Source organism: Phycisphaerae bacterium (assembly GCA_017999985.1).
Taxonomy (GTDB): Bacteria; Planctomycetota; Phycisphaerae; order UBA1845; family Fen-1342; genus JAGNKU01.
Map to the genome: position 1 here is coordinate 22,311 of JAGNKU010000015.1, position 13,424 is coordinate 35,734.

The window sequence follows — 13,424 nt, forward strand, 5'->3', positions numbered from 1 at the left end:
TGGCGCGCGAGAGCTGGTGGCGCGGACGCAGACCCAAAGGCTGAGCCCACGTGCCGGCCGCTCCCGCTCATGGAGCGGGGCTGACGCTGGTGCGTTCAGTTTCCAAACTTTGCCAAAACGGCCCGAATCCTCGCGATTGCACCAGGGTATTACCGCGGATGAACCCCGGATATAGATCGCACGAAAATGGTACGCATTGCCCGTGCGGTTTTCAAGCGCGCGGTCCGAAAAAGCGAGGTGGCCGGCCGCTACGCGCGTTCGACGAGCCGGTCGATGAGGAAGTCCGACTGTTCCAGCGCGCGGGTCGTGAAGGGGCCGAAGAACTGCCGGACCTCGGCGAAGAGCGCGTCGAAGGCGGCGTGATCCTGGGCGGCGGTCAGGGTGCGCAGCTCTTCGGCGGCGCGGGCGAAGGCGGCGGTGACCGCGGCGGTGTCGGGGTTGGACATTTGGATCGCGGCGTACAAGGCGGGCGATTGCGCGAAATGGCGCGCGGTCAGGAGCAGCTCCATCAGGTAGATCGGGGACGTGAACAGCAGCGTGCGGTCAATGGGGACCTGCAACGTCGCGAGGGTCTTGCCCATCACCTCGGTGGAGAAGTGCACGAGGACCTGCACGATGGACATCGCGCGGTCGTGTTCTTCCGGCGTCGTCTCCATGAGCTCGATGCCGCGCGCGTGCAACATGCTCCTCAGCCAGGCCAGCCACTGGTCGCCGCGGCCCGGCGTGAGGACCACGCGCTGGCCCTGGAGCGAGTGGACGGTCGGCCCGAAGAGCGGGTGGGTGCCGACGACGCTCGCGCGCGACGCGGCGAGCATGGCGCGCAGCGGGCCGGTCTTGATCGAGGTCACGTCCATCAGCAGCGCTTCCGGCCGCACCCGCGGCCCGATGCGCCGGATGACGTCTTCGGTCACATCGATTGGGACGGCGACGATCACCACATCCGCGACGGCAGCGGCCTCGTCCGGCGTGAGGGCGGTGTCGAGGTCCGCGATCATCACCGCGTGGCCGAGGTCGCCGAAGAGCTGGGCGATGCACTGGCCCATGCCGCGCCGGCCGCCGATGACCGCGACGGTGCGTGGCTCGACCTCGAGCGGCACCTCGGCTTTGAGCGCGGCCTGCCGGTCGCGGCTGGCCCAGAGCACGAGCCGGAAGAGGCTCTCGATCAACTCGGGGTTGAGGCCGAGCGTCATGGCGCGCGACCGACGGTCGGCGATGATCTCGCGCTCGCGGTCCAGGTCGCGGATGGGCAGATGGTGCTCGCGTTTGTGCTCGGCGATGTCGGCGATCAGGCCGTTGCGGCGGGCGAGCAGTTGCAGGATGTCGCGGTCGATGGCGTCGATCATCGCCCGCAGGACGGGCAGCGGGCGAATGGCCGGGTTCTCAGATGTACGTTTGGCCTTGGTCATCGGGACGGCGCAACCGTAGCGGTCCGCCGCGCGGGCGTCAACGGCGGGGGCAGTTTCGCGAGGCGCGCCCCGGAATTACGATGGGTGGGCACAAACGGACACTGCGTGGCCGGATACGGCGGCGCGTCGAGGAGCCAGCGCATGGCGGAGCTGAACTATCGCACGGCAGGGGAGTCGCATGGGCGGGCCCTGACCGTGCTCATCGAGGGGTTGCCGGCGGGGCTGGCGGTGGACCTGCCGCTCATCAACGGCGAGCTGCGCCGGCGGCAGGGGGGTTACGGGCGCGGTGCCCGGATGAAGATCGAGCGCGACGAAGTGTTGATCCTGAGCGGCGTCCGCGCGGGGCAGACCATGGGTTCGCCGTTGGTGCTGCAGATTGCGAACCGGGATTTTCGCATTGACGACGCGCCCGTGGTGCAGCGCCCGCGGCCGGGGCATGCGGATTTCGCCGGTGCGATGAAGTGGCTGACCACGGATTGCCGGGAGACGCTGGAGCGGGCCTCGGCGCGCGAGACGGCGGCGCGGGTCGCGGCGGGAGCGCTGGCGAAGTGTCTGCTAAGTGCGTTCGGCGTGCAGTGCGTCGGCTTCGTGGCCGAGATCGGAACGGTGCGGGCGGACGCGCCGGCGGATGTCGCGCCCGAGGCGCTCGTGGCGGCGCGGGATGGGAACGACGTGTACACGCCGGACGAGAGCGCGGTGGCGCCGATGCGCGCGGCGATTCGGCAGGCGAAGAAGGACCGCGACACGGTGGGGGGCGTGGTGGAGGTGCGCGTGTACGGCGTGCCGCCGGGGCTGGGGACGTGCGCGGCGTGGCAGGAGAAGCTGGACGGGCGGCTGATGCAGGCAGTCGGTTCGATCCAGGCGATGAAAGGCGTGGAGATTGGACTTGGGTTCGAGGCGGCACGCCGACCGGGCAGCGCGGTGCATGATGCGCTGTACTATGACGCGGCGCAGCGCGACACGGCGAATTTCGGCTTCGTCCGGCGGTCGAACCGGGCGGGCGGGCTGGAGGGGGGGATGACGAACGGGATGCCGCTCGTGGTGCGCGCGGCGATGAAGCCGATCGCGACGTTGCTGCAGGGCCTCGACAGCGTGAACCTGGAGACGCGGCAGCCGGAGCGGAGCGCTTACGAGCGCAGCGACGTGTGCGCGGTGCCGGCGGCGAGCGTGGTGGCGGAAAACGTGGTGGCGTTCGAGGTGGCGCGGGCGTGGCTGCAGAAGTTCGGCGGCGACACGCTGCGCGAGGTGCGGGCGGCGTACGAGTTCTACGCGGCGGCCGTGCGCGGGTTGGGCGCTGCGCCGGAAGTCACAGCCGGCCGTGGCGGATCATCGAGATCAGCAGCACGAACCCGATCGCGCCGGCGGTGAGGAAGCCGATCAGTCCTATGACAGGTATGCCGTGCCAGGCGGGGGGGATGCGCGAGTGCACGATCAGGGATGAGCCCACGATCAGGGCGGCGAGGACGATGGCGAACGACACGCGGTTGGCCACGCGGTCAAGCGTGTCGAGCAGCCCGGCGAGGCCGCGATGCTCGAAGCCGATCGTCAGGTTGCCGCGGCGGGCGAGGCGCAGCAGGTCACGCACGCCGCCGGGAATCTCGCGGGCGAGGTGCAACAGCTCGCCGCCGACCTCGACCGCGTCACGGAGGAGGCGGCGCGGGCGCAGCCGATCGACCTTCAGCTTCCGCACGTACGGGCGGGCGGCCGCGAAGATGTCGAGCTCGGGATCGAGGCGGGCCACAAGGCGCTCGGCCGTTGCGCCGGCCTTCATCATCATGACGAGGTCGGGCGGGATGGTGAGGCGGTGGCGGCGGACGAGGTCCAGCAAGTCCATCAACAGCTTGCCGAAGCTCAGGTCGCCAAGTACTGGCGTGATGTTCAGGTCAATGAACTCGGCCACGTCCGCTTCGAGTCGCCGGACGTCGGGATCGACGTCTTCGTCGTGCGCGGTCAGCCGGAGCAGGGCCGTCGTGGCGGCGGCTGAGTCGCGGCCGGCGACGGCGTAAAGCAAATCGGCGAAGACCTCACGGCTGCGGCGGTCGAGGCGGCCCATCATGCCGAAGTCGAGCATGCAGACGACGTTGCCGGGCAGGGCGAAGACGTTGCCGGGGTGGGGGTCGGCGTGGAAGAAGCCGTGGGCGAAGATCTGCTTGAGGGTCAGCTCGGCGCCGCGCGCGGCGAGCACGCGCGGATCGAGGCCGGCGGCCCGCAGGGCGGCGGGGTCGGTGACGGGGATGACGTCGACGTATTCGAGGGTCAGCACGCGGCGCGTCGTGAAGGGCCGGTAGACCTTGGGGACGTAGATGGTGTCGTCGTCGAGGAACTCGCGGGCAAAACGCTCCAAGTGCGTGGCCTCGGTGGTGAAGTCGAGCTCGCGCTCCAACACGCGGCTGAACTCCTCGACGATCCGGCTGGGTCGATAGATGCGCCAGTCCTCCACGTGCTTCTCGACCAGCATGGCGAGGTGCAGCAGGATTTCCAGGTCGACCTCGATGACGGCCTGGATGTCGGGGCGCTGCACTTTGACAACGACTTCGTCGCCGCCGCGCAGCCGGGCGCGGTGGACCTGGCCGATCGACGCGGCCGCGATGGACTGCTGGTCGAAGCGCTCGAAGATGCTGTCCAGCGGCCGGCCAAGCTCCTCCTCGACGATGGCCCGCACTTTCTCGAAGGCGAAGGGGGGCACCTCCTGCTGGAGCCGGGTGAGCTCCGCGGCGAGACTGGGCGGCACGAGATCGGGGCGGGTGGAGAGCACCTGGCCGAGCTTGATGAACGTCGGCCCGAGCTCCTCGATCGCCATGCGGACACGCTCGGCGGGGCTGAGCGTTTCGACCTGCTCGCGGTGCTCGCGCGAGATGAGCTGCAGGCCGATTTCGAGGTATTGGTTGATCCGCAGCAGGTCCACCAGGTTCCCGAAGCCGTACTTTATCAGCACGGTCAGGATCTGCCGGTACCGGTTGATGTGCCGGTAGGTTCGCGAGACGAGCCCGATCTTGCGGATGGCCATTGTCAGCCGGACTTGTCGGCCAGGGCCTGCTCGAGCTTCTCCAGGCGTGCGGTCAGCGCGGCCACGTCATCGCGCGTGGCGAGGTTGGTTTTCTTGAGCGTGTCCTGCACCATGCGCTGGATGGTGGCGTCAAGTTCGGCCCGGCCCTTCTTGGCCCGCGCGACGGCCTCGTCCACGAACGCCTGCCCCTTGTCGGCGGACAGGTTGGCGGCCTTGGCGATCTCCTGTGCGACCTCCTCAACCTTGTCCTTGGTCATGAGCGTCAGGCCCACACCCGCCAGCAGAGTCTTCTTCAGCGCCTCGATCATCAGCACGCCTCCTGCGTAAGATTTGTTCACGGTCCGGATTCTACCTTTGGTACTACGGTCTCACCAGTGCGCGGTTCAGGGGCATGATGCGTAGACGCTGGGAGGGCCGACCAATTCCGGCCAGAGGCCCCGCGCCGCCAGGTATGCGCGCACATCACTGCAGAGGTGGCACTTGTCCGCGTAGCCGGCGGGCCGCTCCTGGTACCCGTGTTGCCGCGCGAGAGCGAGGAGCGCGACGCTGCCGCCGGTCACCAGCGCGCCAAGGATCGGGTTGGAGCGCCAATCAGCGGCCAGTGTGTGCCAGAGCTGTGCCACGCTGCGCGGCCCGGCCTGCCCGAGGATGATCCCGATGCAGGTGCCGGGAAAGACGTACCCGGCGGGGTCGATGTGGACGTGGCGACTACCGAGCAGTGCCGCCGCGCAGTTCTCGCCGGCGAACGCCGCGGCTGGGCGACCGGGCAGCAGCGGCGCGAGCACCTGCGCGGCGCGGCCGGTGAGTCGGTCGCGATGGCGCGCCAGCGCTGTGCGATACGCCGCCGCGCGATCGGCCGGGGAGAGCTGCCGAATGTCGGTGGGCGCGTTGTAGAAATCCCACCAGCGGACCTGCACGCGGCCGGGGCCGAGCACCGCGCGGGCCAGTTCCACGCAGCGCCGCACGCGGTCGAACGGCACGAATTCCTGGTGGTATACGTCGGTGCTCACGATGAGCTTCTGCAGGCCGAGCGCGTCCAGCCGGGCGAGGCGCGCCCGCGTCAGTTCGTCATCCGTCGCCCAGAACGCGTTGGTCTCCACCTTTTCGAGTGGCGTCAGGCCGGCGGCGCGTGCGGCGGCGATCACGGCAACCAGGTGGTCCCAGTCGCGAAAGGGTTCCCCGCCGGCGAGGTGAATGCGCATGGTCTTGCCGTGGGTGGCGGCGTGCTCGTCGAGGCCGCGCCAGAGGGCGACGGCTGTCTCGACGTCGAGGACGCCAGCATGCTCCGGGCCGCTGTGCAGGTAGCAGATCGCGCAGCGCGCGTTGCACCAGTAGGTCAGCAGCAGGCCGGCGAATTCCCAGACGGCCAGCTGCGGCGTCTTCGCGTCGGTCATGTCGGACGGGTGTTGCACACCGGGATTGTATCGGCCGACCGACCGGAGGTCGGTCCCCCAGAGTGTGACCAGACGGCGGTCCCCGATTCGGGTCGCCCGCGCGGTTCAGGCCGGTGGCGGGTCAGTAGGTGAAGTCCGTGGTCCAGGCGACGTCGCGCCCGTCGCCTGACCACTGGCTGTTGTTGCCCACGAGGTCGACGGCGCCGTCGGACTGCAGCTCGTAGCCCAGTGACTTGAGCGTCTCGGCGGTGGCGTGGCCGTCGAGCCAGAGTGTGCCGGCGCGCCCCAAGTGGCGCGGATCGGCGGCCGAACGATAATCGGGGAGGTCGGCCATCTCGCCGGTGACGGGGTCGACGCGCGGCGGATCTAGGTTGAAGCCCTCGTTGCCAAAGCGGGCGGGTTCGGTCTTGGAGTCATCGTCGTATGGTTGGCGGTCGAGCGGGGCGAACGAGGCGGCGGTGCCCATGCCGTCGGCGACGCACACCGTGCGCCCGGGGAACTTCACACTGGTGATCTTGACGGGCCACCGCTTGTACGAGGTTTCCACAGCGTCGTCGAGGAGCCGCGAGTTGCCGAGGAACTGGTAATTGTAACCGTAGCTGCCATTGCGTTCGTCGGTCCAGTTCGGGACGGACGGGCAGACATACCCGCGGTAGGAGTAGTTCTGTTGGTCGCCTGGCTCGCCGTGCATGTCCTGGACGCCCTTGCAGGCCTGGGGGTCGTCGAAGGGCGGCACGCCGACCGCGCCGCTCATCATGGTCAGAAACGTCGGGCGGAACTTGTGGCGGCCGTAGACCACGGCATAGGGGTCGCAGCTCTGGCCGGAGAGCTTGGGCAGCCGGCCGGGCGGCAGGACGTCGCGGTTGTCGTTCAGGTAGATGTTGAGTCCCTGTCCCAGGACACGGAGCTGTGACAGGCAGATGGTCCCGCGGGCCTGCTGGCGGGCGGCGGCGAGTGACGGCACGAGGATGCTGATGAGCAGGGCGATGATCGCGACGACGACCAGCAGCTCGATGAGCGTAAACGCGGTCAAGCGCGTGAGGCGGCGTGGCGTGGCTGGACAGAGCGATCGTGGCATGCATGCACCTGTGGGTCGGCTCCGCCTACCCGGCGACGAAATCCGGGCCGCCACCTTCTGGTCGGTCAGCCAGAGCAGTTCGTCGGGAAGGGCAGAGCCGGCCTGTCACCTTTGAGGATAGCATTTCGGGCCGGTCAAGCCAATGGTCGCCGTGCACGCCTCGCTTGCTGCCTGTGCGTCGGTGGGCTACACTGCCCATAATTGCGGCTGGGAAAGACACTTGGCTGTCGTGCGGCACGCAGGATGCAAGGGCCGCCGGTCACGTGGGGCGGGCCGCCGAGACGGTGAACCGCATGCAGATCGATCGGATCGTTCCGCTCGCCAGGCAATTGCTCGTGCTTCCCACGGGAGACTCGCACCCGGACCTCTGGCTCTGGGAGCACGCGGAGCGCGTCATGCGTTTGACGCAGCTCGTCGCGCGGTTGCCGGAGGTGGGGGACGTCGGCCCGGATTTGACCGCGCTGGCGGCGGCGGCCTTGTTTCACGACGCGGGCTGGGTGCTCGAGTTTCACCAGGGGCGTTTCGAACGCTGGCAGGTCCTGACGCGGCCGACGAACGACCTGCAACGCGAGCTGGGGGCGGCCATGCTGCAGGAGGAAGCCGGGCCGCTGCTGGGCGGCCCGACGACGCGCCTGGCGGGCGACGCCATCCGGCAGTGCAACGACCGGCGCACGACGCTGATCGAGGCGCGCATTCTGGCGGAGGCGGAGGCGATCGACGAGATCGGGGTAATGTACGTGTTGCGTCAGTTCCGGCAGTACCAGGCGGAAGGCCGCCCCATCCAGCAACTGGCGGACAGTTGGCAGCGGCAGAAGGAATACCGCTACTGGGAAGTGCGGCTGCAGGACGGCTTCCGGTTCGAGTCCACACGGGCGCTGGCGCGGCAGCGCCTGGCAGCGGTGGACGCGTTCATGACCGCGCTGGCCAGCGACCTGCGCGGTGCTGACCTCACACGACTGCTGACCCAGGCTGGTGCGGCGCGGACCCCGGAGCCGTCCGAGCGCTGACCATCGGCCGCGGGGAGAGTGCCGTGGAATCCGACATCGCCCGCATCCTGATCCACAAAGACGAGATCGAGGCCCGCAACCGGGCGCTCGCGGCGGAGATTGCGGCGACCTACAACGGCGACAACGTGGGTCTGACGCTGGTCCCGATCCTGTCCGGGTCAATGATCTTCCTGGCCGATCTGATCCGACACCTGCCGCTGAAAATGAAGATTGCGCTGGTGCAGGTGTCCACGTACCCGGGCACGGCGACCTCGCCCGGCGATCCACGCACGGTGCTGCAGCTCTCCGGCGATGTCACCGGCCGGCACGTGCTGGTGGTGGACGACATCCTGGACAGCGGGCGGACGCTACGCCGCGTGCTGGCGATGATCCGCGAGCGGCAGCCGCGCAGCCTGCGGGCGGCGGTGCTGCTGCGCAAGCCGAGCAAGGCGCCGCCGGATGTGAAAGTTGACTTTGTCGGGTTCGACATAGACGATCTATTTGTGGTCGGCTACGGCCTGGACTTTGACGACCTGTACCGGAACTACCCGCACGTGGGCGTACTCCACCCGGAGTTGATGCCATGAGCGAGTCCGAGCCCATCAGGAGCGTGACGGCCGAGTCGCCGCCGGCGGTGCCGGGGGTGCGCGTGGCGCCGGCGAAGGCCGCGGCGAAGCTGGAGCTGCTCGATGGCGATGAGGTCATCCAGCTTTCCATCAAGCCGTCACTGTGGTTCATCCCGCTGGTCGCGGCGAAGTGGGTGCTGGCCATGGCGCTGCTGGCGGCGGGGGTCGCGGTCGTGATGCGAGAGGGCTGGACACGCGAGGGGCTGATCGTGTTCCAGTTACTGATCGGCGTGGCGGCGATACGCGTTGGGGTGGCGACGCTGCAATGGGCCAGCCGACTGTACGTGCTCACCAACCGCCGCGTCATGCGCTTCAAGGGCATTCTCAGCGTCGACGTGGCCGAACGGCGCCTCGCGCAGATCGGCCAGATCAAGCTGCACATCCCGCGCTACGGGCACGCGTTGCGGCTGGGCTCGATCCTGATGCAACTCGCCGAGCACGACAGCACACCGCTCTGGTGGGATGACGTCGCGCGGCCGCACGAGATCCACGAGATCCTCGAGCGGGCGATCCGGAAGGCACAGACCTAGCCGTACGCCGCGGGTTCAGGACGGACGCAGGCGCTGGTACAGCGCTTCGAGTTGATCCACCATCCGGCGCCAGTCGAACCGCTCCAGGCAGTGCTCGCGGCCCGCGCGGCCCAGGCGCCGGCGCAGGTCGGCGTCGGCGGCCAGGTCGCATAGGGCTTCGCTAAACGCGTCGAGGTCGTTGAGCGGCACGCAGCGGCCGGTCTGGCCGTCAAGCACGACTTCGGGGGTGCCGTCAATGTCAAAGGCGACCGCAGGCACCTGCATGAGCAGCGCCTGCACCACGGCGCGCGGCAACCCCTCCCACTGCGACGTGTGCGCGAGCAGATCGCAGCCGGCCAGCATTTGGGGCACGTCCGCCGGCGGGATCAGGCCGACCAGCGTGGTCCGGGCGGTCAGGCCGAGGCGGGCGAGCTCGGCCTCGTATTCGGCGCGTTGCGCGCCGTCGCCGATCCAGACAAAATGCAGCCGGGGCGCGCGGGCCGCGGCCCGGGCCATCACGGGGATGAGCTGCTCGTATCCCTTCCGACGGAACAGGCGCGCGACGGTGCCGACGACGACCTGGTCGTCAGTGACGCCCCAGGCGCGGCGGGCGGCGGCGCGCAGCTCGACGTGCGGGGTGAACTGGCCGACCTCCATGCCGGAGTACACGGTCAGCAGCTTCTCGCGCCGGCAGATGCCCGCCGCGACGCTTTGGTCGATCATGGCGTCGGCGACGGCGACGATGGCGTGCGTACGCCGGGCGGTGAGCCACTCGAGCCAGGCGTAGGCGCGGCGGACGGGCCAGGGCTGCGTGCGATTGAAGCTCATGCCGTGGATGGTGTGGACGATGCGGGGGACGCGGGCGTCGGCGGCCGCGAGCCGGCCGAGGATGCCGGCCTTGCTGCTGTGGGTGTGGACGATGTCGGGGCGCAGGCGCTGGAACTCCATGGCGAGGCAGCGGCGGGCGCGCATGTCCATCCAGGGATTGACGGCGCGGATGAGCTCGGGCAGCTCGATGAACTCGTAGCCGCCGCCGCGGGCGCGCTCGACGAGGCTGCCCTCGGGTCCGCGGGTGGGGCCACTGATGAGGGTGACGCGGTGGCCGCGTTCGTGCAGGCCCGCGCAGGTCAGGAGCGTGTTCTCCTGGGCGCCGCCGATGATCAGACGCGTGATGACGTGGCAGATGTGCATGGGGGGATTATGGACCGGCGCGGGGCTGGCGTCATGCGGGGTTGGCGGGGGGCGTAGTGGGCAAGGCGCGGCGGGGCGGCGGTGGGTCGGTTTTGGGTTTTGACAACCGTGGGAGCTTGTCTCATACTTCCGTGCCCGGAAGCGTGCCCGCGCGGCGGACCAGTCGCCGGTGATGCGGCGGCGGCGGGCATGGCGCGTGTGGCCGGTAGCGGTCAGCAGGAGTGAAGAATGGCCGGTCGTCCCATGAGTCCCTACGGCGGCCAGTCGGGGCTGCTCTACGGACTGATCGCGTTTGCGTTCGTGAGCGTCGCCTCGCTGGGTCTGTTCGTGTTCCAACTGACCAAGAACAAGGCAGCGGAGAACCGGGCCCAGAGCGCCGAGCAGCGGTTGGAGCAGTATGGTCAGCCACCGCAGTACTACGCCGATGAGGGCAGTGCGCGCCGGACCAAGGTCTTCACGGTGATGACGGGCGACCTGCAGAAGGTGGCGGCGGCCGTGACCGGCGTGGAGGAAGACCTGGGGCCGACCGTGGTGGCGAAGGTCGGGCAGGCGATGAAGGACGTCGCCAAGACAGCGCAGGGCGCGGTCAACGCCAACGATGCGGCGTTGCCGGCGCTGACGGCGCTGAGCGCGGCGTACGCGAAAGAGAAAGCGGCGGCGGCGGACCTGACGCGGCAGGTGGCCGAGCTGCAGGACCAGACGGCGGCGCTGACCGCCCAATTGAAGACGACGCGCGACCAGTTCGAGTCGCAGACGGCCGCCCTGCGGGATCAACTGGCGCAGGCGCAGAGTGACAAGACCGAGGCGCTGGCGGCGAAGGATCGCCAACTGCGCGACGTGCAGGCGTCGCTGGATGCCACGGAGGCCCAGTTGCAGGCCATGAAGCGCGAAGGCAATATGCTGGTGCGCGACAAGGACATCGAGATCGGGCAGCGTGACGCGCTGATTGCCGAGCTGCAGGACCAGATCCAGGCGCTGAAGCCAGGCACGTTCGATCCGCGGTCGATCCTGACGAAGGCGGACGGGCGCATCATGCGCGCGATTCCGGGCAGCGACGTGGTGTACATCAATCTCGGGGCCACGAACAAGATGAAGCCCGGCATGGGGTTCGAGGTCTACGCACCCAATCGCGAGGCCAGCAGCGACCTGCGCGGCAAGGCCTCGATCGAGGTCGTGACGGTGATGGAGGAGACGGCGGAATGCCGCGTGACGCGGCGGGCGGCGGGGCAGCCGATCCTCGAGGGCGATCTGGTCGTCAACATCGCGTACGAGCGGAATCGCAGCCCGAAATTCGTGGTGCGGGGCGATTTCGACTTGAACTATGACGGCGTGATCGACCACAACGGCGTCGAGGAGATGACGGCCCTGATTCGGCAGTGGGGCGGGCAGATCGCCGAGGATTTGGACGAGTCCGTGGATTACGTCGTGATCGGTCTGCCGCCGGGGACGGGCGAGGCCGCGGTGGGCGCGACGGCGACGGCGGTGGTCCGCGACCAGTTGCAGCAGCGGGAGCTGGAGCGGAGCAAGTTCAAGGCGCTGGTGGAGCGGGCGCAGAAGATGTTCATCCCGGTGATCACGCAGAACCAGTTCCTGTACCTGACGGGCTTCACCGGCGACGCAGCGGTGGCGCGGCGGTAGCAGCCGGCCGCGGCGGGGGGCCTTAGGCGGGAGCCATCAGCTAACGGCTTTCAGCCAAGCCGGCGGGGTTTTTGTCGAAAATTGTATTGAACCGCCGGGTGGAGAGTGTTAGGTTGCGCGGGTTGAGGGGAGATTGGGCACGTCGCCCTGTCCCGCCCATGTCTGGCTGCCACATCCGCGGCAGGAGCAGGAGGAGTGAGCATGAAACGACTTTTGGCCTTGGGTCTCGTTTTGTCGTGCGCTGCGGCCGGTCTGGCCAACTGGACGGACGGGTTTGAGCCGCCCTACGTCGTCGGTCCGATTGCTGGCCAGGGCGGCTGGCAGGGCTGGGGCGGTGACGCGGCCTACACCGGCTACGTTACGGACTCGATCGCACGCACCGGCACGCAGTCGCAGGAAGTCTACGGAAATTCGGATTCGGTGCACCAGTACTCCGGGTACACGTCGGGCCAGTGGGTCTACCGGGCGTACCAGTACATCCCGAGCAGCCTGGTCGGCAAGCAGTACTTCATTTTGCTGAACAAGTACAACGACCCGTCGGGCCCGTTCAACTGGTCCGTGCAGATCACTTTCGATCCAGCCACCGGCAACCTGTCGGCCGACTGCGGGTCGTCGAACCCGGTCGTGATGCCCTTTGTGAGAGACGAGTGGGTGCTGATCGAGGCCCAGATCGATCTGGACACCGACTGGGTGCAGGTGTTCTACAACGGCACGCTCCTGGATGATCCGGCCCTGGCCGGGCTGGGCTACCAGTGGACGAAGGGCGTGTTCGGCGGCGACACGAACGGCCTGCTGAACATTGCGGCGGTCGACCTGTACTCCGGTGCACCGCAGACGCCCGCGGCGACGTCGGTCTTCTACGACGACATGGCGCTAGTGCCAGAACCGACGTCGATCCTGCTGCTGGGTGTGCTGGCGCTGCTCCGGCGGCGCTAGGTCAGCCGACCGGCGTACGGATTAATCCGCGAGGACGGCGCGTCAACGCCGTTGGCGAACGCGCCGTCCGCAGCGGCCTAAAGGGGAGGAGGGGGGCGTCTGCATACGCTGGCATGCGACGCGTGCCCTGCGCGGCGCTGCGCGAGGCGAACGTCCGCGATTGGTCGAGCGTGCAGCGTGTCGATTACCGGCCGGATAAGCGGCTGATCAAGGTGACCGTCGCGGACGACGAGGAGATTCAGCTTCACGCCGCGAGCGGACGCGTGCTGCAGGTGGCCCGGCGGCGGAGTGACTTCATCGAGGCGCTGCACGACGGTGCGCGGCTTGGGGGCGTGATCAAGCGCTGCGTCTTCCTGCCGGCCGGCCTGTGCCTGGTGCTTCTATGGGGCACGGGCGTGCATATCTTTGTGGCGCCGCGCTGGAAGCGCCGCCACTGGGCAACGCAGGGTCGCCCGCGAGCGTAGGACCGGCTGGCAGCGGCGTGACGCGGCCGCTCCCAGCCGGCGTGCGCGGAAATGTGCGTGAGAAACGCGCGCGCGCCAGGCCGGGGCGATGTACAATGGCGACGTACCGGCTCGAAGCGTTGCTGGATGAGGTCCACTGGATAACAGCCTTAGAATTACGGGCAGAGGGATGGCGGCGCTTGGCAGTTC

At 68.6% G+C, this 13,424-nt stretch carries 13 protein-coding genes; 7 read left to right on the top strand and 6 right to left on the bottom strand.

What is annotated here, in order from left to right:
• Positions 1–248 precede the first annotated feature (248 nt).
• Positions 249–1,406 (bottom strand): bifunctional chorismate mutase/prephenate dehydrogenase, encoded by a 1,158-nt coding sequence (gene tyrA / locus KA383_16920; protein ID MBP7747801.1) that lies wholly within the window; start codon positions 1,404–1,406, stop codon positions 249–251.
• A 141-nt stretch (positions 1,407–1,547) separates the two neighbouring features.
• Here tyrA and aroC point away from each other — a divergent pair, with 141 nt between their 5' ends.
• Entirely contained in the window at positions 1,548–2,774 is a 1,227-nt protein-coding gene (gene aroC, locus KA383_16925; protein MBP7747802.1) for a chorismate synthase, read from the top strand.
• On the opposite strand, the gene KA383_16930 is transcribed toward aroC, so the two are convergent.
• From KA383_16930 to KA383_16945, 4 genes are all read right to left on the bottom strand, one after another.
• Positions 2,713–4,413: an AarF/ABC1/UbiB kinase family protein gene (locus tag KA383_16930; protein MBP7747803.1), complete on the bottom strand. Its 1,701-nt coding sequence runs from the start codon at positions 4,411–4,413 to the stop codon at positions 2,713–2,715. The genes aroC and KA383_16930 overlap by 62 nt on opposite strands.
• Positions 4,414–4,415: 2 nt before the next feature.
• Complete coding sequence (locus KA383_16935) at positions 4,416–4,721, bottom strand: phasin family protein (GenBank protein ID MBP7747804.1); 306 nt, start codon at positions 4,719–4,721, stop codon at positions 4,416–4,418.
• Between the two features lie 75 nt (positions 4,722–4,796).
• Positions 4,797–5,825 (bottom strand): hypothetical protein, encoded by a 1,029-nt coding sequence (locus KA383_16940; protein ID MBP7747805.1) that lies wholly within the window; start codon positions 5,823–5,825, stop codon positions 4,797–4,799.
• Positions 5,826–5,928: 103 nt separating this feature from the next.
• Positions 5,929–6,885: a type II secretion system protein gene (locus KA383_16945; GenBank protein ID MBP7747806.1), complete on the bottom strand. Its 957-nt coding sequence runs from the start codon at positions 6,883–6,885 to the stop codon at positions 5,929–5,931.
• Between the two features lie 293 nt (positions 6,886–7,178).
• Between KA383_16945 and KA383_16950 the strand changes: the two genes are divergently transcribed.
• From KA383_16950 to KA383_16960, 3 genes are read left to right on the top strand one after another with little or no spacing between them, the layout of a single operon-like run.
• Positions 7,179–7,892 (top strand): hypothetical protein, encoded by a 714-nt coding sequence (locus KA383_16950; GenBank protein MBP7747807.1) that lies wholly within the window; start codon positions 7,179–7,181, stop codon positions 7,890–7,892.
• Positions 7,893–7,915: 23 nt separating this feature from the next.
• Positions 7,916–8,458, top strand: a complete 543-nt coding sequence (gene hpt, locus KA383_16955; protein MBP7747808.1) for a hypoxanthine phosphoribosyltransferase — start codon at positions 7,916–7,918, stop codon at positions 8,456–8,458.
• Positions 8,455–9,027 (top strand): hypothetical protein, encoded by a 573-nt coding sequence (locus KA383_16960; protein ID MBP7747809.1) that lies wholly within the window; start codon positions 8,455–8,457, stop codon positions 9,025–9,027. The genes hpt and KA383_16960 overlap by 4 nt, the downstream gene beginning before the upstream one ends.
• 15 nt (positions 9,028–9,042) lie before the next feature.
• Here KA383_16960 and KA383_16965 read toward each other — a convergent pair whose 3' ends face one another.
• Positions 9,043–10,197, bottom strand: a complete 1,155-nt coding sequence (locus tag KA383_16965; protein ID MBP7747810.1) for a glycosyltransferase — start codon at positions 10,195–10,197, stop codon at positions 9,043–9,045.
• Between the two features lie 228 nt (positions 10,198–10,425).
• On the opposite strand from KA383_16965, the gene KA383_16970 reads away from it, so the two are divergent.
• The 3 genes from KA383_16970 to KA383_16980 all read left to right on the top strand — a co-directional run bounded on the left by KA383_16970 (position 10,426) and on the right by KA383_16980 (position 13,235).
• Entirely contained in the window at positions 10,426–11,835 is a 1,410-nt protein-coding gene (locus KA383_16970; protein ID MBP7747811.1) for a hypothetical protein, read from the top strand.
• A gap of 201 nt (positions 11,836–12,036) precedes the next feature.
• A complete protein-coding gene (locus tag KA383_16975; GenBank protein ID MBP7747812.1) occupies positions 12,037–12,771 on the top strand; it encodes a hypothetical protein in 735 nt (244 codons plus the stop codon).
• 113 nt (positions 12,772–12,884) lie between these two features.
• The gene (locus KA383_16980) at positions 12,885–13,235 is read left to right on the top strand and encodes a hypothetical protein (protein MBP7747813.1); all 351 of its coding nucleotides are present in this window, start codon (positions 12,885–12,887) and stop codon (positions 13,233–13,235) included.
• Positions 13,236–13,424: the final 189 nt, after the last annotated feature.

Bases quoted from the DNA above. Each gene is read 5' to 3' on its own strand.
- KA383_16965 (MBP7747810.1), bottom strand. From the start codon at position 10,197: ATGCACATCTGCCACGTCATCACGCGTCTGATCATCGGCGGCGCCCAG.
- tyrA (MBP7747801.1), bottom strand. From the start codon at position 1,406: ATGACCAAGGCCAAACGTACATCTGAGAACCCGGCCATTCGCCCGCTG.
- KA383_16960 (MBP7747809.1), top strand. From the start codon at position 8,455: ATGAGCGAGTCCGAGCCCATCAGGAGCGTGACGGCCGAGTCGCCGCCG.
- KA383_16980 (MBP7747813.1), top strand. From the start codon at position 12,885: ATGCGACGCGTGCCCTGCGCGGCGCTGCGCGAGGCGAACGTCCGCGAT.
- aroC (MBP7747802.1), top strand. From the start codon at position 1,548: ATGGCGGAGCTGAACTATCGCACGGCAGGGGAGTCGCATGGGCGGGCC.
- KA383_16930 (MBP7747803.1), bottom strand. From the start codon at position 4,413: ATGGCCATCCGCAAGATCGGGCTCGTCTCGCGAACCTACCGGCACATC.
- KA383_16945 (MBP7747806.1), bottom strand. From the start codon at position 6,885: ATGCCACGATCGCTCTGTCCAGCCACGCCACGCCGCCTCACGCGCTTG.
- KA383_16950 (MBP7747807.1), top strand. From the start codon at position 7,179: ATGCAGATCGATCGGATCGTTCCGCTCGCCAGGCAATTGCTCGTGCTT.
- KA383_16975 (MBP7747812.1), top strand. From the start codon at position 12,037: ATGAAACGACTTTTGGCCTTGGGTCTCGTTTTGTCGTGCGCTGCGGCC.
- KA383_16970 (MBP7747811.1), top strand. From the start codon at position 10,426: ATGGCCGGTCGTCCCATGAGTCCCTACGGCGGCCAGTCGGGGCTGCTC.
- KA383_16935 (MBP7747804.1), bottom strand. From the start codon at position 4,721: ATGATCGAGGCGCTGAAGAAGACTCTGCTGGCGGGTGTGGGCCTGACG.